This is a genomic window from Flavobacterium sp. Leaf359 (assembly GCF_001423985.1).
GTDB classification, from domain to species: Bacteria; Bacteroidota; Bacteroidia; order Flavobacteriales; family Flavobacteriaceae; genus Flavobacterium; species Flavobacterium lindanitolerans.
Genome location: NZ_LMPW01000001.1, coordinates 323,431 through 342,703, shown reverse-complemented (window position 1 = coordinate 342,703; position 19,273 = coordinate 323,431). Strand labels below are relative to the sequence as shown.

Annotated in this window: 18 protein-coding genes and 1 tRNA gene; 12 read left to right on the top strand and 7 right to left on the bottom strand. The window is 37.4% G+C overall.

Translation table 11 applies throughout. The features are described 5' to 3' along the window. Positions 1–22: 22 nt before the first annotated feature. The 5 genes from ASG38_RS01520 to ASG38_RS01500 all read left to right on the top strand — a co-directional run bounded on the left by ASG38_RS01520 (position 23) and on the right by ASG38_RS01500 (position 8,341). Positions 23–1,858, top strand: coding sequence for a hypothetical protein (locus ASG38_RS01520; protein ID WP_056066132.1), 1,836 nt, complete (start codon positions 23–25; stop codon positions 1,856–1,858). 79 nt (positions 1,859–1,937) lie between these two features. After that, positions 1,938–2,387 (top strand): hypothetical protein, encoded by a 450-nt coding sequence (locus ASG38_RS01515; RefSeq protein WP_056066128.1) that lies wholly within the window; start codon positions 1,938–1,940, stop codon positions 2,385–2,387. Between the two features lie 365 nt (positions 2,388–2,752). Beyond that, positions 2,753–3,625, top strand: a complete 873-nt coding sequence (locus ASG38_RS01510; protein ID WP_162239635.1) for a CPBP family intramembrane glutamic endopeptidase — start codon at positions 2,753–2,755, stop codon at positions 3,623–3,625. 356 nt (positions 3,626–3,981) lie between these two features. Next, on the top strand, positions 3,982–6,510 hold the full coding sequence (locus tag ASG38_RS01505) for a PIG-L family deacetylase (protein WP_056066123.1): 2,529 nt from the start codon (positions 3,982–3,984) through the stop codon (positions 6,508–6,510). 112 nt (positions 6,511–6,622) lie between these two features. Further along, positions 6,623–8,341, top strand: a complete 1,719-nt coding sequence (locus tag ASG38_RS01500) for a sodium:solute symporter (RefSeq protein ID WP_056066120.1) — start codon at positions 6,623–6,625, stop codon at positions 8,339–8,341. Between the two features lie 47 nt (positions 8,342–8,388). Here the strand turns inward: ASG38_RS01500 and ASG38_RS01495 are convergent, their stop codons facing one another. After that, the gene (locus ASG38_RS01495; protein WP_056066116.1) at positions 8,389–9,237 is read right to left on the bottom strand and encodes a DUF2911 domain-containing protein; all 849 of its coding nucleotides are present in this window, start codon (positions 9,235–9,237) and stop codon (positions 8,389–8,391) included. 133 nt (positions 9,238–9,370) lie between these two features. On the opposite strand from ASG38_RS01495, the gene ASG38_RS01490 reads away from it, so the two are divergent. Further along, on the top strand, positions 9,371–9,838 hold the full coding sequence (locus ASG38_RS01490; protein ID WP_056066113.1) for an SRPBCC family protein: 468 nt from the start codon (positions 9,371–9,373) through the stop codon (positions 9,836–9,838). Positions 9,839–9,841: 3 nt separating this feature from the next. Then, the gene (locus tag ASG38_RS01485) at positions 9,842–11,125 is read left to right on the top strand and encodes a deoxyribodipyrimidine photo-lyase (protein ID WP_056066110.1); all 1,284 of its coding nucleotides are present in this window, start codon (positions 9,842–9,844) and stop codon (positions 11,123–11,125) included. Between the two features lie 14 nt (positions 11,126–11,139). On the opposite strand, the gene ASG38_RS01480 is transcribed toward ASG38_RS01485, so the two are convergent. From ASG38_RS01480 to ASG38_RS01460, 5 genes are read right to left on the bottom strand one after another with little or no spacing between them, the layout of a single operon-like run. Next, the gene (locus tag ASG38_RS01480; protein WP_056066107.1) at positions 11,140–11,799 is read right to left on the bottom strand and encodes an HAD family phosphatase; all 660 of its coding nucleotides are present in this window, start codon (positions 11,797–11,799) and stop codon (positions 11,140–11,142) included. 7 nt (positions 11,800–11,806) lie between these two features. Further along, entirely contained in the window at positions 11,807–12,463 is a 657-nt protein-coding gene (locus ASG38_RS01475) for an HAD family phosphatase (protein ID WP_056066104.1), read from the bottom strand. A 32-nt stretch (positions 12,464–12,495) separates the two neighbouring features. Continuing rightward, the gene (locus ASG38_RS01470) at positions 12,496–13,215 is read right to left on the bottom strand and encodes a ThiF family adenylyltransferase (protein ID WP_056066102.1); all 720 of its coding nucleotides are present in this window, start codon (positions 13,213–13,215) and stop codon (positions 12,496–12,498) included. A 22-nt stretch (positions 13,216–13,237) separates the two neighbouring features. Next, positions 13,238–13,882 (bottom strand): TatD family hydrolase, encoded by a 645-nt coding sequence (locus ASG38_RS01465; RefSeq protein ID WP_056066099.1) that lies wholly within the window; start codon positions 13,880–13,882, stop codon positions 13,238–13,240. A 3-nt stretch (positions 13,883–13,885) separates the two neighbouring features. Beyond that, positions 13,886–14,488: a DUF1684 domain-containing protein gene (locus ASG38_RS01460; RefSeq protein ID WP_056066096.1), complete on the bottom strand. Its 603-nt coding sequence runs from the start codon at positions 14,486–14,488 to the stop codon at positions 13,886–13,888. 100 nt (positions 14,489–14,588) lie between these two features. Here ASG38_RS01460 and ASG38_RS01455 point away from each other — a divergent pair, with 100 nt between their 5' ends. The 4 genes from ASG38_RS01455 to ASG38_RS01440 all read left to right on the top strand — a co-directional run bounded on the left by ASG38_RS01455 (position 14,589) and on the right by ASG38_RS01440 (position 18,617). Then, complete coding sequence (locus ASG38_RS01455) at positions 14,589–15,803, top strand: MFS transporter (RefSeq protein WP_056066727.1); 1,215 nt, start codon at positions 14,589–14,591, stop codon at positions 15,801–15,803. Between the two features lie 525 nt (positions 15,804–16,328). After that, positions 16,329–16,688, top strand: coding sequence for a BlaI/MecI/CopY family transcriptional regulator (locus ASG38_RS01450; RefSeq protein ID WP_056066092.1), 360 nt, complete (start codon positions 16,329–16,331; stop codon positions 16,686–16,688). A 2-nt stretch (positions 16,689–16,690) separates the two neighbouring features. Beyond that, positions 16,691–18,412 (top strand): M56 family metallopeptidase, encoded by a 1,722-nt coding sequence (locus tag ASG38_RS01445; RefSeq protein ID WP_056066091.1) that lies wholly within the window; start codon positions 16,691–16,693, stop codon positions 18,410–18,412. A gap of 64 nt (positions 18,413–18,476) precedes the next feature. Then, positions 18,477–18,617 (top strand): hypothetical protein, encoded by a 141-nt coding sequence (locus tag ASG38_RS01440; RefSeq protein ID WP_056066087.1) that lies wholly within the window; start codon positions 18,477–18,479, stop codon positions 18,615–18,617. Here ASG38_RS01440 and ASG38_RS01435 read toward each other — a convergent pair. Further along, positions 18,614–19,126: an adenine phosphoribosyltransferase gene (locus ASG38_RS01435; RefSeq protein ID WP_056066084.1), complete on the bottom strand. Its 513-nt coding sequence runs from the start codon at positions 19,124–19,126 to the stop codon at positions 18,614–18,616. The two genes, ASG38_RS01440 and ASG38_RS01435, sit on opposite strands and share 4 nt — an antisense overlap. Positions 19,127–19,196: 70 nt before the next feature. Here ASG38_RS01435 and ASG38_RS01430 point away from each other — a divergent pair. Further along, positions 19,197–19,270: transfer RNA gene (locus ASG38_RS01430), tRNA-Arg, on the top strand. Positions 19,271–19,273 lie beyond the last annotated feature (3 nt).

The window sequence follows — 19,273 nt, the reverse complement described above, 5'->3', positions numbered from 1 at the left end:
ACCAAATAGTAAAAATTGCCCAATGCTTAAGAAAATCAGATTCTTTTTACTCCTGTTGACTCTGTGCTGCTGCCACTATTCGCATGCGCAGGAAAAGCCCGTGAAAAGAGATTCCCTGAAAGGCTATCGGGACATTGAACGCTATTCTAAAAAAAGAGGTTTTACCAAATTCCTCCATAAGCTTATTTTCAAGCCAGTAGATTCAAAAAAACCGAAAAACAGGCAGAAGGATAAAGTCGTACTTAAAAGCTACAGTAAGTATGAAGGAAAAATTATCCGAAATATCTATATCACAACGCTTGATCCTTTTGGGTTTTCGGAAAAAGATACGACTAAAAAAGCCCGTAACGGATTTGAAAGGTTTGGAAATAACGTCCATATCAAAACCCGCCAGCTCACAATAAAAAACCTGTTGCTTATTCGAAAAAACAGACCACTGGATTCACTTCTCGTCAAAGAATCCGAACGTTTAATCAGAAGCCAAAGATATATACGAAGCGTTGACTTTACTACCCGATTGGTAGGAACAAACGCTGATTCTGTAGATATCTACATCAGGGCGTTGGATTCCTGGAGTTTGATTCCTAACGCTTCCGGCTCAACTTCTAAGACTACTTTTGAGCTTACGGAACGAAATTTTTTAGGAACAGGACATGAATTGGATAATACCTACCGACAGCGGTTTGACAATGGAAGGAGTGCCGTCAGTACGCGATATACGATTCCTAACATTCTTAATACCTATATCCGGACATCGCTCGCCTATCGTGTTGATGAGCATAATAACTACTCCAAAAGTATTTCCGTTGACCGTCCTTTCTTCTCTCCTTTTGCCAAATGGGGAGCCGGAGTCTATATTGGTCAGGATTTTACGGTTGATTCCTTACCGGACGCTACGGGACGTTATGCGGCACAAAATTTTAAAGTGGGAACCCAGGATGCCTGGGTAGGAAAATCGACCCAAATATTCAAAGGAAATTCCGAAGAAGACCGAACCACCAATTTCATCACTTCGTTCCGGTTCATGAGAAAAAATTACAGCGAGTTCCCTACGCCGGAATACGACAGCCTAAAGTATTTCTCTGACGAAAATTTCTATCTGGTGGGATTTGGTATCACTTCCCGAAAATTCATTCAGGATAAATACCTTTTCAATTACGGCATTACAGAAGACGTTGCCATTGGAAAAGTATATGCACTCACGGTAGGCCATCAGAATAAAAACCACATCAACCGACTGTATGTGGGCGGTCGCTTCTCTTTCGGGCAATATTTCAAATGGGGCTATTTTAGTACCAATGTCGAATATGGTACCTTCTTTAGAGGGCCAATCACACAGCAAACTGTCTTTTCTGTTGAGGCCAATTATTTTACAAATCTTATTGAATTGGGCGATTGGAGGCTGAGGCAATTTGTGAAACCAAGACTGGTAATAGGTAACAACCGCTTTCCTACGGTTGCAGACCGGGTAGACCTCAATGAAGAAAACGGCATACCGGGTTTTAGCAGCTATAAGTTGCGGGGTACTAAAAAAGCATTGTTAACGCTGCAAACCCAATCCTATTCACCCTGGAATTTGGGAGGATTCCGTTTTAATCCTTTCTTTACCTATACGATTGGCCTGCTGAGCAATGAAAACAACAACCTCTACAAAGGAAAAGCCTATTCCCAAATTGGCATTGGCGTTATAATCAGTAATGACTTTCTGGTGTTCAATTCCTTTCAGTTTTCTTTCTCGTATTATCCTAGTGTTCCTATTGATGGCAGTGGGAATATGCAAACCAATTCTTTTAAAACAACCGATTTCGGAATGCCGAATTTTGAATTTGGAAAACCGCAAACCGTACCTTACGATTAGTTAAATATTTCTTAAAAAAATCGTGCTGGCATCATTATTGGTTTTTGTTCTCCAACGAAGAACCTAAAAATACAGCGCTATGAAAACTCTAAAAGTATTAATTGCAGGATTGGGCCTTTTAATGGCCGGTACGCTTGAAGCACAAGTATCTGTTAATGTAAGTATCGGAAGTCGTCCGGATTGGGGTCCGGTTGGATACACAGAAGCAAATTATTATTATCTTCCTGACATTGAAGCCTATTACGATATCAGAGCCTCGAATTTTATCTACATCAACAACGGAACCTGGGTAAGAGCCCGATATTTGCCAACCCGATACCGTAATTATGATTTGTACAACGGTTATAAAGTAGTATTGACAGATTATCATGGGTCAAGACCTTATGCCCATTTCAATACCCATAAGGTTAAATATTACAGAGGACCGAGACCACGTCCGGTTGTCGTAAGAGAAGTTCACCACTATCATGACGACCACAAGCATTACAAAAAACATAAAAAACATCACAAGCATCACCATGATGACTAATAAAATAAGGAGAGCCAAACAGCTCTCCTTTATTGTTAAAGTTAAAATCTTAGTAAAAAAAACACATCCGGAAAATTATGAAACAATATAGTTTTTTAATTCGCCTTTATTTTTTGATTCTTATTTGCAATATTTTATTTTAGAGTTTCAGTGAATTTCGTAGTTTTGTCCTCTTGGATAGTATTCTTTTCATAATAAAATGTGTTTCAACACTCCCATAACACATTGAAGCTAACCATTTTCTTATCAAACAGAAAAGCACTAATTTTTAATCATGTAGTGAAATGATTTATTAAAATCAAGCTGTTTGAAAAAATCATTTTTAAAAATTAATAGATAAGGTAATTGCTTTAAAATATATTGCTGTGAGAATTAAAAATTGGATATTATATAGTGGAATAGGGTGTCTTTTGCTGGGAAGTTTAATCTTATATTTTTTTGATGGCGAATATGTTAATTCAAGACAAGATATTAATGGAGCCTTTTTAACATTATTGCTTTTTGGAATAATCATAGCTCCTGTTTTTGAAGAAATAGCTTTTAGAGGATATTTTAGTAAAATCAAGAAACTTCAGATTTTATCCCTTGTTATCCTACTTCTGTATGTTATAATATTTTTTAATATCATAAATCTTAGTCTTTTCTTATTATTTCTATTACTTCTTATCATCAACAAGGGAAAAGAAAATAACTTTATTTTTATAGTATCTACCATCTTTTTTGGAGTAATGCATTACAACGTATCAGATTTTACTTCTTTATTAGCATTTAACAGTATTTTTTTTCAAATTGGTTTTGGAGCAATTTTATTGTGGATTGTAATAAATTTCAATCTCAAAAGAGCCATCCTATTACATTCACTTATTAATTTAACTACATTTACTTTCAGTTATTTCTATATTATTAATGAAACGGATTTTTCGCAAAAGCGTATAGAAAACAAAGAAATATATGTTGAATGGAAAAAAGAATTTAATTTTTTGCCTAAAAGACAAGAAATAACAATTTCAAAAACTTCCTTTGAAGCGAAGAATTATGATGCACTAAAAATCTACAGAGCAATTCAGCCATTAGATAAAAAACAGAAACAACTGTTTGCAAAAGAGCCCTTTATATCGTATACAATTAATTTTCAATTAAAAGATAGTATAAACGCAAATTCTGGATTAGATTTAGATGAGCTGGCAGAACAATACTTAAAATTTTCAATTGAGCATAATATATTAGCTCCAAAATAAATGTTAATGACTATTTGGGAAGTTTATAGCAGCTAAAAGATGATTTTGACAGGAATTATTTGAATTGCGTTTTTAATCTCAAATTATTACGAATTAAAAAATACACTGATTTAAAAAGTCATAAAGGTTTCAGACAATCAATAAATCTTTTTTAGTAATTTTAGCATTACTCATACACCATTAACAATAACTAAAAATCAAAATACAATCCAATACTTAAAAACTACACATTTTCTTACTTCTTTAATTTTTTATTCCATTAAAAAAGAGAAATTAGGAAAATCTTAATTTTTATTGAACACGATTATAATTCTACTTTTTTATGTAAGTTTGAAAGTTAGTTCCATAAAATCAAAATGATACCAAAAACTGCTTACCACTCCCTCATCCTTTTTCTTCTTTCATTCTGTACGGTGAATGCCCAGAAACCGCAAAAATTAAGCTCTGGCGAAATCTACGAACAGGTACAAAAACTCAACTTTTTAGGGTCGGTTTTATACGTAGCCGCACATCCTGATGATGAAAACACCAAGCTGATTTCCTATTTTTCTAATGAAGTAAAAGCCAGAACCGCTTATTTATCATTAACGCGGGGAGATGGCGGACAAAACCTGATTGGTTCTGAACTTCGCGAATTGCTTGGCGTTTTAAGAACACAGGAACTATTGGCAGCGAGAAGAATTGACGGCGGTGAACAACTATTTTCACGTGCCAACGATTTTGGTTTTTCCAAAGAGCCTAACGAAACTTTTTCTATTTGGGACAAGAATCAGGTGTTGAGCGATGTAGTTTTAGCCATCCGAAAATTCCAACCTGATATTATCATTAACCGTTTTGACCACAGAAGCCCGGGAACCACACACGGACATCACACTGCTTCTGCCATGTTAAGCATGGAAGCTTTTGACCTTGCCGGAAATAAAAACAGTTTTCCGGAGCAGCTTTCTTCCTTAAAAACCTGGCAGCCAAAACGAATATTTTTTAATACCTCATGGTGGTTTTACGGCTCCGAAGAAAAATTCGCACAGGCCGATAAAAGCAAAATGGCCACTATCAATGCCGGTGTTTATTTTGGAATTAAGGGTAAAAGCAATGGCGAAATAGCCGCGTTGAGTCGAAGCCAGCACAAATGCCAGGGTTTTGGTACTATGGGAACGCGTGGAGATGAAATGGAATATCTTGAATTTCTAAAAGGCGACTTGGCTAAAGATAAAAACAACCTGTTTGAAGGCATCAATACCACCTGGTCAAGAGTAAAAGGAGGCGAAGCTATTGGAAAAATCCTGAACGATATTGAGGCGCATTTCAATTTCAAAGACCCGTCTGTTCATATCCCGAAATTAATCGAGGCCTATCAATTAGTCAGCAAACTGGATGACGAACATTGGAGGGCTATCAAAAAACAGGAATTGGAAAATATTATCCTGGCTTCGGCAGGATTGTTTTTTGAAGGTGTTTCTTCAGAACAAAGCACAAATCCGGACAGCGATTTTACTTTAAAGCTTGAAGCCGTAAACCAGGGCGCACAGGATGTTGAACTGGTTGCCGTGACTTTCCTTAATAATCCTGAAAATGGAATCATTCAAGGAAAAAAACTGGATAAGAACAAACCGTTCAAGACCGAAAAAAAATTACATACGCTTGCCTCTACTCCCTACACTTCTCCGTATTGGCTAAATGAAAAAGGAACATTGGGAATGTATACCGTCAAAGACAGGGCCATGATAGGACGACCGGATTCTGAAAAGCTCAAATTAAAATGGAGCCTTAAAATTGCCGGACAACCACTGGACATCTACAGAGAAATTGTCTATAAAATTTCCGACCCGGAAAAAGGCGAAATCTACCAACCTTTTGAAGTATTGCCGGAAGCCACGGCAACGGTAATTGATGAGGTCACCATTTTCTCCGATTCCAAAACAAAACCGATTTCCGTAAGGGTAAAATCCGGAAAAGCGAACTTAAAAGGAAACATCAGCCTGCAGGTTCCTCAAGGCTGGACTGTTTCTCCTGACAAAATCGATTTTGACATCGCGATGAAAAACGATGAAAAGATTGTGGTATTTAACGTAACACCGCCTTCCTATGAAAATAAAGGCATCATTGCTCCGGTAATTACTGTTGACGGACAAAAATATACGCAGAAATTAACGACCATCCAATACGACCACATCCCGAAACAATCGGTACTGATGCCGTCTGAAGCTTCGGTTGTCCGATTAAATATTAAAAAAAGCGGACAGGTTATCGGCTATATCGAAGGAGCCGGAGATGAAATTCCGCAAAGCCTGAAACAGATTGGCTATGATGTACGTATTATAAAACCTGCTGAGATTACGGAAACGGCTTTGTCCGGATTTGATGCCATTGTTATGGGAATCAGGGCGTATAATGTTATTACCGACCTTCAATTCAAGCAGCGTTATCTTTTAGATTATGTTAAAAATGGGGGGACTATGGTCGTACAGTATAATACTTCCGGCAGACGTGGATTTAACGGCTTTAACGTTCCTGATTTTTCTCCTTACGAATTGAATATTTCCAGTGACAGGGTGACGGATGAAAATGCAAAAGTTTCTTTTTTAAACGCAACGCATTCGGTATTAAACCATCCTAATAAAATAACAGAAGCTGATTTCCAGGGTTGGGTTCAGGAAAGAGGATTGTATTTTCCTGACAAATGGGCTCCTGAATTTACGCCTATATTGGGTATGAAAGATTTAGGAGAAACTGAAAAACAAGGAAGCCTTTTAGTCGCAAATTACGGAAAAGGATATTATATTTACACAGGATTAAGCTTTTTCCGCGAACTTCCGGCCGGAGTTCCGGGAGCGTTTAAGCTGTTTACCAATCTTATCTCTATAGGAAAAAAGGACAAATCATAAATTAATGAAAGAAAAGAAATTAAGAAGCTGGAAAAGAAATTACACCCTGGTGCTTGTAATGAATGCCCTGTACATTCTGATTTTTTATTTTATAATGCAATATTTTTCATAAATGCAGGCAATTGACTGGGTAGTTTTAATCATTACGCTTTTTTTCATCGTTTTTTATGGCGCATGGAAAACGCGGGGCAGCAAAAACGTACAGGATTATATACTGGGCAACAACGAAACGCCATGGTATACTGTAGGAATCTCCGTAATGGCAACCCAGGCCAGCGCCATTACTTTTCTTTCCACTCCCGGACAGGCATTTAATGATGGTATGGGGTTTGTGCAATTCTATTTCGGATTGCCGTTGGCGATGATAATCATCTGTATCACTTTCATACCTATTTACCACAAACTTAAAGTTTATACGGTCTATGAGTTTTTAGAACAGCGTTTTGACCTTAAAACACGTTCTCTTGCTGCTATACTGTTCCTGATTCAGAGAGGCTTTTCAACCGGAATCACGATTTATGCACCCGCCATCGTATTGTCATCCATATTGGGCTGGAATCTGAACCTGATGAATATCATTATTGGTATACTGATTATCATTTACACGATGACAGGCGGTACAAAAGCCGTTAACGTTACCCAAAAACAACAGATGTTTATCATCATGTCGGGGATGTTCATTGCCTTTTTCATCATATTGAGCCTGCTTCCTAAAGAAGTTTCCTTTAATAATGCATTACAGATTGCCGGCGTAAATGACAAGATGAATATCCTTGATTTTTCGTTAGACAAAGAAAAAAGATATACCGTCTGGACCGGAATCACAGGGGGTTTGTTTTTAGCCCTCTCCTATTTTGGAACAGACCAGTCGCAGGCACAACGCTATCTTTCAGGCAAATCTGTAAAAGAAAGCCAGATGGGACTTGTGTTTAACGCACTTTTGAAAGTACCGATGCAGTTTTTTATTCTTTTGGTCGGGGTGATGGTCTATGTCTTTTTCCAATTCCAGTCGGTTCCGATTAACTTTAATCCGAACAGTAAGGCAAGTATTGAAAAATCAGTATATGCCGGTGATTACAAGCAACTGGAAAACCAATTGGTTGATATTGCTGCTGAGAAAAAGGAAGTGACCCTGGCTTATGTCAATCAACTGAATATAGAAACAGACAATAAGGTACTCAAAAACAGGATTATTGCCTTAGCAGAAAAAGAAAAAACAATTCGTGAACAGGCCAAAGTCCTGATTAGCAAAGCCAATAAAAAGAATAAGACTACAGACAGTGACTATGTATTTATCCATTTCATAATTCACTACCTGCCAAAAGGATTTGTCGGCTTGTTACTGGCAGTGATTATCTGTGCAGCCATGTCTTCGACAGCTGCCGGAATCAACTCGTTGGCTTCGACAACCGTAATCGACATCTATAAACGAAACATAAAAACGGAAAAATCTGAAACCCATTTTGTTCGTGCTTCTAAAGGCTTTACGTTGCTTTGGGGCGTAATTGCCATCTTATTTGCCTGTTTCGGAACCTTATTTGAAAACCTGATTCAGTTTGTAAACATCATTGGTTCTATATTTTATGGTACTATTCTGGGTATTTTCCTGGTTGCCTTCTATATTAAATATGTGAGGGCACAGGCCGTATTCTGGGCAGCCGTATTCAGCCAGATAGCCATATTCGTAATTTATTATTTTGCGATATACATCTTTCCTCCGGGCAAAGAAAAACTGAGCTACTTATGGCTCAACTTTATAGGAGTTGTCATTACCATCATTATTTCCGTAAGTTTTCAGTATTTCAAAAATTCTAAAGAAATCAAAGCATAAAAAAAGCCGATTGCAATGCAATCGGCTTTTTGTTTGTGTTTATGGAATTATTTTTTGCTCCACTCGTTGATGCTGTCTTTGTTCATTTTCACATAATCAGCATTGTTTGCTTTTTCTGCAGCAGCCAAAGATAATTTCGCTGTTTCGATAGCACCTTTCTTATCTCCCAGTTTAGACTGGATTAATGATTTTTGTCTCAGGTACCAAAAAGGAGCTTCTCCTTTTGTTTTCTCGATAGCAGCATTAACCCAAGTCAGGGCTTTGTTCATGTCACCGTTTGACTGGTAAAAATATTGTGCTGAAGCAAAATAATCATCTGCTTTTGGTCCTGCCAAAGTAGATTCGATACTTGCCATAGCTGTTTTTTGCGTAGGAACATCGAACTTAACGGCTACAAGCGTTTTTTCCCATGAAATTTCCAGGCTTCCTGAATCGTTGCTGATTCCGTTTACCGCAATGGTAAAAGTTTCAACATTTCTGTTCAGATTTTCCGGCTTAACGCTTGTTCTTAAAGCTACCTTATTTTCATTCCATTCTGCCGGTAATCCCCAGTTGTTGGTGTCTTTATAGAAAATAACATCCCATGAGTCTGCTCTTGGAACCGTAAAAAGGCTGTAGCTTCCTTTTGGAAGGTCTTTCCCTCCTATTTTTACATCTTCACTAAATGTGATTATAGTATTGCCATTGGCTCCGGTTCTCCATGTTTTTCCAAAAGGAACCAAATCTCCAAAAACAGCCCTTCCTTTTGCACTGGGGCGGGAATATTCAATATGTACATCTGTTAATCCGACTACCTGAGTGATGTCAGATTTCGGGCTTGCCTGAGACGTTTTTACTTGAGCATTGGCCGTCAATGTGATTAAAAGTAATCCTGCGGCAATAACTATCTTTCTCATAATAAATTATTAGGTTTTGATTTTTGCGAATTTAATAATTTCAAGTCATTTAAATGTTAAATAAAACCAAGAAAAAATAGCTTTTTGTTTAACATAATTAAATTTAAATTAAACAATATTGTATTTTTGTAGTATGAAATTATATACATTACATACAAAACAACAACTTCCTGTTTCAATAGAAACGGCCTGGGAATTTATTTCCAATCCTAAGAATCTGGAAATAATCACTCCCAAATCCATGCAATTCAAGACGCTTTCGGGTGATGAAAAGGAGATGTTTGCCGGGCAGATTATCCATTATAAAATCACTCCGCTATTTGGAATTTCAATGCAGTGGGTTACTGAAATCACACATGTTCAGGAACAAAAATTCTTTGTTGACGAACAACGTTTCGGGCCTTATGCCTTTTGGCACCACAAACATTTTCTAAAAGCGATTCCGGGCGGTGTTGAAATGGAAGATATTGTTCATTATAAATTGCCTATGGGCCTATTGGGCCAATTGGCACATCCCTTTATGGTCAAGCCAAAGCTGGATGAAATCTTTGCTTACCGGCGTAAAAAACTCATCGAAATTTTTGGCGAATTTAAATCCTAAATCATGAATATATTCTGGTTCAGACGTGACTTACGTTTAGAAGATAACAGGGCATTGTTTGAGGCATTATCAAACGCTGCCACACTTCCTGTTTTTATATTTGACAAAAACATCCTTAGTGAACTTCCTAAAGATGATGCCCGCGTGACTTTTATTTCCGCATTGCTGGACAATATACAGGCCATCCTAAAACAAAACCATAAATCACTGGCTGTTTTTCATGATGACCCCATAGACGTTTTTAAAAAACTGGTTGCTGAAAATGCAGAGATAAATGCCGTCTACACCAATCACGATTATGAACCCTATGCCCAAAAACGGGATGCGGAAGTTGGCGCATTTTTAAAATCAAAAAATATAGCCTTCCATACTTTTAAAGACCAGGTGATTTTTGAAAAAGAAGAAGTGATAAAAGAAGATGGCAAACCTTATGTTGTGTTTACGCCCTATTCTAAGAAATGGAAAGAAAACTTTAATGAAAAGCTTACCGAATCCTTTCCTTCTGAAAAGAAACTGGCTGAAATAGCCCAACATTCCTATCCGTATCTTTCACTAAAAGACATCGGATTTGAAGCATCCGGGATAAAAGTTGCCGACTATAATATTTCAAGCGCGCTAATTGAAAATTATGCCGAAACCCGTAATTTTCCCGGTATAGAGGGCACGTCTCATTTAAGTCCTCATTTGCGGTTTGGTGCTGTCAGTATCCGAAAGATTGTAAAAACAGCGCTCAAACACCGAAAAGAAACTTTTTTAAATGAACTGATTTGGCGGGAATTTTTCATGCAGATTCTCTGGCATTTTCCAAACACGGTCACAGAAAGTTTCCGTCCGAAATATGACCATATCCAATGGCGTAACAATAAAACCGAATTCCAAAGCTGGTGTGAAGGAACTACCGGCTATCCAATAGTCGATGCCGGAATGCGGCAATTGAATGCTACAGGAACCATGCACAACCGCGTTCGAATGATTGTGGCCAGCTTTTTATGCAAGCACTTGTTAATTGACTGGCGTTGGGGTGAAGCGTATTTTGCAGAAAAACTATTGGATTATGAACAATCCAGCAATATAGGCAACTGGCAGTGGGCTGCAGGAAGCGGTGTCGATGCCGCTCCTTATTTCCGGATTTTTAACCCAAGCGAACAGGTTAGAAAATTTGACAAAGATTTAAAATACATCCGAAAATGGGTTCCGGAGTTTGAGCAATTGGACTACAGGCCAATAATCGACCATAAGGAAGCACGGGAAAGATGCCTGGTAGTATATAAAAAAGCAGTCGGATAACGACTGCTTTTGTTTTATGCATTTATATTTTTGATTTTCTCGAAATTCAAATCCCGGAAATCGGTTATCACCATATCTGCTTTCGACTGGTCCTGCCCTGTTCCGCTTTCACCCTTGTAGGCAATACAAAAAATTCCCGCCGCTTTAGCAGCCGTAATTCCGTTGGTACTGTCTTCAATAACAATACATTCATTGATAGGCGCTTTTGAATAGGAAGCCGCTTTTAAGAAAATAGCCGGATTGGGTTTGGATTCAGGAAAATCCTCACCACTGACTTTGTGCGTGAAATACGGATTCAATCCGAAACGCTCAAAAACCTTGTTGATAATGGCCATTTCAGAAGAAGAAGCCACTATCAGCTGTATACCGTTATTGTATAAATCAATAATAAGTTCCTTAACGCCCGGCATCAGATACAGGTCTTCCTTTTTATCAAAAGCCTCTATAAAAAGTTTGTTTTTGGCTTCAATCAGTTCTTCTACTTCATGAACCAATTGAAAATTATCTTTGATTTTCTGATAAATCATCTTATTGGAATTTCCTGTGAAAGTGTGGTACATTTCATCCGGAACGGTAATATCCAAATCTTTAAATTGCAATAAACTCACATCATAATGAACCGGTTCGGTGTCGACTAAAACACCGTCCATGTCAAAAATTACGGTTTTAACCATTTTTATTTTACTTTAAATTCTTAATCTTTTCGGCGTTTAGCTCGTTAAAATGATTGATAATCCTGTCTGCTTTTGACAAATCCTGAAGCTTGGTGTTTGCGCTTCTGTAACCTATACAAAAAATTCCTGCTGCAACCGAAGCTTCAACTCCGTTGGTACTGTCTTCTATAACAATGCATTCGTCTTTTTTTCCTATTGCTAAAGAAGCCGCATATTCAAAAATAGCCGGATGCGGTTTTGACTTCGGAAAATCTTCACCACTCACAATATCCGAAAAATACTGATGCAGCTTAAAACGGTTAAAAACGCGTTCTATTGTTACCTTTGAAGCCGATGATGCAACAATGAGCTGAATACCGTTTTGATAAAGGTCTTTTATCAAATCCTCAACTCCTTCTATAAGATGAAGGTCTTTTTTAGTATCAAAGGCATCATTAAAAATATTTCTCTTTCTCTGTATCAAATCCTCGACATCGTGGTCCAGACCAAAAGCATGCTTTAGTTTCTGGAAAACATTTCGTGTAGAGTTTCCGGTAAAAGTAGCAAACAGGTCATCGGTTACAGAAATTTCCAGTTCATCAAAATGCTGGAAATAGGCATATCTGTGAACGGGTTCCGTATCCACGATAACGCCGTCCATGTCAAAAATTACAGTTTTTATCATTGTTGTGTTGTGTGTTTTGAGTAGTTTAGTTCTTATTCTTTCTTCAACAGGTATCGGATTACCGTTTCTGCCGCATGAAGCCCAAATAATCCCGGCATATAGCTATTGGTTCCGTAAAATGATTTTTTGAAGTTGGAACCGTCTGTCATTCTCAAACTATTCGGGTCCTGGATTTCATAGGAATAAACAGCTTTCACGCCTTTATCGATTCCGGCTTCTTTCAATCTTCTTTTAACAGCCTTTGCCAGATAGCAGTTTTTGGTTTTACTGATGTCGGTTACTTTTACTTTACCTGCTTCCATTTTGCCTCCGGCGCCCATACTGCTGACAATTTTTATTTTTTTTCGTTTGGAAGCAATAATCAGGTTTAATTTTGGTGTTATACTGTCGATACAGTCCATCACATAATCAAATTCATCCGTAACAATCTCAAAAGCCCTTTCCGGCGAAAGGAACTCTTTTATTCTGGTTAGCTGTAATTCCGGATTGATATCCATCAGACGGTCACCAACCACATCAATTTTTGGCTTGCCCACGGTAGAATGCAATGCGGGAAGCTGACGGTTAATATTGGTAATGTCAACAACATCACCATCAACAATTGTCATTTTTCCAACACCCGCCCTGGCAATAAATTCAGCTGCAAAAGACCCTACACCACCTACTCCAACAATCAATACGTTGGAATTCTTTAATTTTTCAAGACCTTCTTTTTTGAACAACAATTCGGCTCTTTCTGTCCACTGCGCCATTTTCTATAATTTATTTTTGTACTTATTTTTTAAAAACATTTTTAAAATTCTGCTCTACAATTCCCTGCAAATCTTCAGGATTTTTGCCTTTGTACTTCGAAGCTACGGCATATACCTCTTCTATTGTTTCTTCAATCGTATCCGTTTCCAGGAAAAAACGATTATCCGGAACATTTTTAAAAACCGATTCCAATTCCGGGTTCCGCAACAAATATTTACCAAAAGAAAGATAAAAACCATTGTCCAGCAATTGTCTGGCCAATTGTTCATTTTTTGAGAATCCGTGGATAATCATCGGAACCGTAATCTTTACATCATTCCTGATGGCTATTAATTCCTGAAACGATGCTACACAATGGATAACCACCGGTTTTTGATATTTTTGAGCCAATGCCAATTGTTTTCTAAACACCTGTTCCTGCAGGCTAAACGGAATTTCAATTCTTTTATCCAGTCCGCATTCGCCAACAGCCAGACAATTGGAAGTCTGTATTTTTTCTTCTATAATGGCAAGGTCATCTTCAACCCTATCCGCTACAATACACCACGGATGAATCCCTATCGAATACAACGGAATGGACGCATCGAATTCCTGCGGATATTGATTGACCAATTCCAGACAACCGGGATGGTTTGAGAATTTATGCGTATGGAGATTGTATAACAAAGCTTATTTTTTAAATTTTTTCACTCCTGCCTTAATTTCAATCGCAAGGTCATTTTCCTGTGGAGGAATCGGACATGAATATTTATGATTATAGGCACAATACGGATTATACGCCGTATTAAAATCAATAGAGATTGTATCGCCTTGTGGTATTTTCAAATCAATATACCTTCCGCCTCCATAGCTGTCAACTCCGGAAGTCAGGTCTGTAAAAGGCAAAAACAATGCATCCTTATATTCTTCTATTTTTTTCAAATCCAGACTTTGGTAAAGATTTACCTTGAACTTTTTCCCGTCTATCGAAAAATGGGCTTCACCATATTTCACATAAATGGGTTTTCTGGAGGTAGTCGTTGGCATTTCAAAAGGTTTCTCGTCCGGAGTTCTTATGAATTTTGCATTGACGGAGAACTTTTCGTTTATGGGATAAAAATCCAAAGCCTTAAACGTTTTCAAATCTTTCTTTAGCAAGGGACTTTTTACCGAGTCGGCATATTCCGCATTTAATTCTTTCTGGAAAGCAACAACAGCTTCTTTATCAAAACTTTTTTGCGCCAACAAAACGGTCGACACCAATAAAAACAGCAGGTTGAGGAAGCTTTTCATGAATTTCAATTTTTATGCAAAAATAAGCAAAATTATCGATTACGCTTTCCAAAAAAAGGGAAGCAAACTTTGTAACTTTGTGTCAAAAATTGACTATCTGATGCTCCATACGGCCTTCAAGCGCTATATAGATTCCTTTCGGGGATTTTCTAAAGAAATCTGGATACTGGCACTTATTACTTTCATCAACAGAACAGGAACAATGGTTCTTCCATTCCTTTCGAAATATATGAAAGAAGACTTACATTTTGACTATGACGCCATTGGAACGGTTATGGTCTTTTTTGGTTTAGGGTCAATGATTGGTTCGTGGATTGGCGGAAAGCTTTCCGATAGGATTGGTTTTTACAAAATAATGATTTTCAGCCTGCTCACCAGTGGTCTGCTGCTAATTTTTGTGCAGTTTGTCACTTCATTTACAGGAATGTGTTTTGCCATGTTTGGTATTATGCTTATCGCAGATATGTTTCGTCCGGCCATGTATGTTTCTCTGGGAGCGTATGCCAAACCCGAAAACAGAACCCGGGCTTTTTCACTGGTCCGACTTGCAGTCAATTTAGGCTTTGCCGCCGGTCCGGCTTTGGGAGGACTGATTATCATGGGAATTGGCTACAAAGGCTTATTTTGGGTTGATGGTGCTTCCTGTATTATTTCCATACTGATTTTTGCTACATTGGTGAAAGAAAAGAAACTAGCTACCCATCAAGACCATGAGGATGCTGAAAAAGCGGTTGTAAAATCTGTATTTTGGGATGGTCCTTTCTGGATATTCCTTTTCGGAAGCTATTTAACAGCCCTGATTTTCTTACAGCTGTTCTCAACATTGCCGCTATACCATTCCGAATGGTATCATATCACAGAATTCCAAACCGGATTGCTTATGTCGTTAAACGGACTGCTTATATTCTTTTTGGAAATGCCGATGGTGACTTCACTCGAAAGAAAACAGGTCAATCGTCTGAAGCTCATACTATGGGGTACCTTTCTGTTAAGCGTGAGCTTTTTTGTACTGCTTTTTGACAATTGGGCTGGCATACTGATTGTCAGCATGCTTTTTATGACCTTTGGAGAAATACTGAATTTTCCATTTACCAACTCTTTTGCTATGAGCCGGGCTCCAAAAGGACATGAAGGACGTTATATGGCCCTGTTCACCATGAGTTTCAGCCTGGCACATATTACAAGCGCCAAATTGGGGTTAGGAATTATTTCCCGCTACGGCTATGCGACAAACTGGTTGGTAATGGGGTTTTTAGGACTCCTCTCCTGTGCCAGCATATTGTATCTGAAAAGAATAGTTACACAAAACAAATAAGCTGATTTTATTCACTATCGGGAAGTTTATACGATAGGAAAGAAAGTGAAAAAATCTATTTTCAATAATTTTCTATTTTATATATACAACACATAAACTTAGCGCCTCAGAACCTTAGTATCACTTTTTATCCAGCCACAGATTTAAAAAAATTACACCGATTTAAAGCTTCTCTATAAAATGAAAGAAGACATGAAAAGTTAGACTTTAATCATTTTGTATATCCATTTTGCGACTCTGCGCCTTTGCGTGAAAAAATTGTTCGTAAAGTTGCAAATCAACAAAATACTCTTAAAACCATCTTTTTGTTTTTCAAACAATTAAGACACATAAATCATTATTTTTGTGTGTTCCTTTTTGATAGCCTTACAATAAAAAACTAAAATTTACGTTAAATAACTAAGAAAATAGTTTGTTAACTAAAAAATTAGTTATACATTTGTCTTGTTAGAGTTAGGATATGGATTATCTCCTGAATAGGATTTAAAAAATTATTCAGGAGAAAAACCATTAAAAAGGAACAAGATGCAGAAGTTAACAAACAAAGAAGAAGAAGTAATGCAAATTTTATGGAAGCTGGAAAAAGCTTTCGTTAAAGAGATAATGGCTGAAATTAAGGAAGACCAGCCACATTACAATACATTATCTACTATAGTAAGGATTTTGGAGGAAAAAGGATTTGTTGGGCATACTGCTTTTGGAAATTCACACCAGTATTATCCTATTGTAGCGTTGGAAGATTACAGAAAGCGTTTTATGACAACCGCAATTGATAATTATTTTGACAGTTCCTATAAAAATCTGGTTTCGTTTTTTGCGAAGGAAGAAAAAATTTCTGCCGATGAGCTACGCGAAATTTTAGACATGATTGAAAAAAAGAAATAAATATGGAAAACTTTATCCTATATTTTGCAAAAGCGTCAGCCCTATTGGCCGTATTTTTCTTAGCCTATTATTTTTTGCTTAGGAAAGAGACTTTCTTTACTGCCAACAGATGGTTCCTTTTGGCCGGAATAATAACTTCATTGCTTTTGCCAAAGATAATTTTTGTAAAGACAATCTGGGTTGAACCTGCTGCCACAGTAAATTATGCTCCAATTGAAACAGTAAAAGAACCCATTGCTTTTGATGCTATTCCTAATGCTGAAGCCGGATTATCTTCACCCTTACATACGGTATCAGAAAACTCAGTTATAACTACTGAGCCGCTTATGGTTGAAGAACCAGCCTTTGAAATCAACTGGCTGTATGTTATAGTTGGCGTATATCTTATAGGAATGTTTTTCTTTTTGGGGAAATTTATCCAAGATTTTTGGGGCTTGCGAAAAATTTTCCGCAACCAGACTGTTGAGCTTCACGGAAGATTCAAATTTGTGGATACTGACAGGATACAATCACCTTTTTCATTTTTCAATTATATCGTCTACAATTCGAATCACTTTAAAAAAGAAGAGCTGGAAAACATATTGGAACACGAAAAGGTACACAGTTCGCAAATGCATTCTGCAGATATGATTTTAAGCCAGTTGTTCTGTATCGCATTTTGGTTTAATCCTTTTGCCTGGCTACATAAAAAAGCTATCGTTCAGAATTTAGAATTTATTGCCGATTCAACAGCTTTAAAAGCCGTTCCGGACCGTATAATTTATCAGAAAACATTATTAAAAGTAAGTGCACCTCATCACTGCATTCCAATTACTAATCATTTTTTTCAATCATTAATCAAAAAACGAATCGTTATGTTAAACACAAATCAATCCAAAAAAAGGAATTCGTGGAAGTACGCCATCGTATTGCCATTGCTGACAGTCTTTATGCTTCAGTTCCAGGTAGAAACTATTGCACAGGAAAAAGAAGACGGAAAAGTTCAGGAGCAACAGACAAGCAATTATGAAGTCAGAGTCGATAAAAACTCTACTGATGACTATTTGAAAGCACAGTCAAAAATCTTTAAGAACAATCACGGAATTGACCTGAAATTTTCCAAAATCAAAAGAAATTCAGACAAGGAAATTGTTGCTATCAAAACAACTTATAAGGATAAAAACGGTAATTCCGGTGACTCCTACCTAAAAGGTAAAGAACCCATCCAACCTTTCCTTTTAAGCAGAGAAGACAATAAGGTAGTTGTTTCAAATGTGCCGGCTGTTTACGGAAGCTTTAATACGCCAACCGTTTACGGTAAATTCAAAAACAATTCGTCGCCAGTAGCTTTGACATATAAGACAGGAATGCCTGCAATGCCAATACCTCCTGTTCCTCCAACAATGCCAAATGTGCCAGCATTACCCAATGCGCCAACATTCCCGCAATTGCCTGCGCCGCCAACACCTCCAACTAGCGAGTATGATGAAAATAGTGCAGAGTGGAAAAAATTTGAAGAGCAGATAGCAAAATTCGAAGCCGAAATGGATGCAAAAGAAGGCGATATAGCAAAATTCGAACAAGCTATGGAAAAATTTGCCGCACAGATAGAAGCTACCTACACTAAAGATGTTGAAAAACAAATGGCCGAATTTGAGAAAAAAATGAAGGTCTATGAAAAAGAAATGGAAGTGTATGCCAAGCAAATTGAAGCTCTAATGGAGAAAGAGGAAAGAAACAGATAACCAGAAAACAAATAAAAAAAGCTGTCAATAGACAGCTTTTTTTGTATCTTTAAGATAAAAAGTGATGTTTAAGATATTAGCAAAACTAAATAAATGGCTATTGCCCAACTACACCAAACAAGGTTTGGATTTGGCAAAGGCAACCAAATTTCAAAAAGCGATTATAGCCTGGAAATACTATGTCACTATCCATGCGTTGGATTAATACTTTAAAGGAGAAAAAATATCGTATTGTTTGATTTTTTCCCGCCCGTTAAGGAATGTAAGTTCCATCAGGAAATTGCACTGTACTATCTCACCGCCTAATTTTTCTACCAATTCGCATACTGCTTTTGCCGTTCCGCCCGTAGCCAGTACGTCATCGTGTATGAGTACCTTATCCCCTTTTTGTATGGCATCGGTATGGATTTCTAACGTATCCTGTCCGTATTCCAAATCATAAGTTGCCGAAATCGTCGTAAACGGAAGTTTTTTGGGCTTTCTTACCGGAACAAAACCGGCATTTAGTTTATAGGCCAAAAGTGTGGCAAAAAAGAATCCCCTGCTCTCCACTCCCACAACCTTATCAATTTTTACATCAGGCAAACCATTGAGTAACAGCTCCAAGCACATTTTTGAAGCTTCCGGTTCAGCTAAAAGAGGCGTTATATCTTTAAAAACAATTCCGGGTTTTGGAAAGTCCTGAATATCACGGATGTACTTTTCTATTGACATTTTTATTACATTTAATTTAGAAATTGATTTGCAAGATAAACATAATTTCCTATATTTGCACCCGCATTAAGGCCTCGTGGCGCAACTGAATAGCGCATCTGATTACGGCTCAGAAGGTTACAGGTTTGAATCCTGTCGAGGTCACTT

Coding starts and splice junctions, on each gene's coding strand:
- ASG38_RS01440 (WP_056066087.1), top strand. CDS start 18,477: ATGTTTAAGATATTAGCAAAACTAAATAAATGGCTATTGCCCAACTAC.
- ASG38_RS01500 (WP_056066120.1), top strand. CDS start 6,623: ATGCAGGCAATTGACTGGGTAGTTTTAATCATTACGCTTTTTTTCATC.
- ASG38_RS01470 (WP_056066102.1), bottom strand. CDS start 13,215: ATGGCGCAGTGGACAGAAAGAGCCGAATTGTTGTTCAAAAAAGAAGGT.
- ASG38_RS01460 (WP_056066096.1), bottom strand. CDS start 14,488: ATGAAAAGCTTCCTCAACCTGCTGTTTTTATTGGTGTCGACCGTTTTG.
- ASG38_RS01450 (WP_056066092.1), top strand. CDS start 16,329: ATGCAGAAGTTAACAAACAAAGAAGAAGAAGTAATGCAAATTTTATGG.
- ASG38_RS01435 (WP_056066084.1), bottom strand. CDS start 19,126: ATGTCAATAGAAAAGTACATCCGTGATATTCAGGACTTTCCAAAACCC.
- ASG38_RS01515 (WP_056066128.1), top strand. CDS start 1,938: ATGAAAACTCTAAAAGTATTAATTGCAGGATTGGGCCTTTTAATGGCC.
- ASG38_RS01480 (WP_056066107.1), bottom strand. CDS start 11,799: ATGGTTAAAACCGTAATTTTTGACATGGACGGTGTTTTAGTCGACACC.
- ASG38_RS01505 (WP_056066123.1), top strand. CDS start 3,982: ATGATACCAAAAACTGCTTACCACTCCCTCATCCTTTTTCTTCTTTCA.
- ASG38_RS01455 (WP_056066727.1), top strand. CDS start 14,589: ATGCTCCATACGGCCTTCAAGCGCTATATAGATTCCTTTCGGGGATTT.
- ASG38_RS01520 (WP_056066132.1), top strand. CDS start 23: ATGCTTAAGAAAATCAGATTCTTTTTACTCCTGTTGACTCTGTGCTGC.
- ASG38_RS01495 (WP_056066116.1), bottom strand. CDS start 9,237: ATGAGAAAGATAGTTATTGCCGCAGGATTACTTTTAATCACATTGACG.
- ASG38_RS01445 (WP_056066091.1), top strand. CDS start 16,691: ATGGAAAACTTTATCCTATATTTTGCAAAAGCGTCAGCCCTATTGGCC.
- ASG38_RS01485 (WP_056066110.1), top strand. CDS start 9,842: ATGAATATATTCTGGTTCAGACGTGACTTACGTTTAGAAGATAACAGG.
- ASG38_RS01490 (WP_056066113.1), top strand. CDS start 9,371: ATGAAATTATATACATTACATACAAAACAACAACTTCCTGTTTCAATA.
- ASG38_RS01475 (WP_056066104.1), bottom strand. CDS start 12,463: ATGATAAAAACTGTAATTTTTGACATGGACGGCGTTATCGTGGATACG.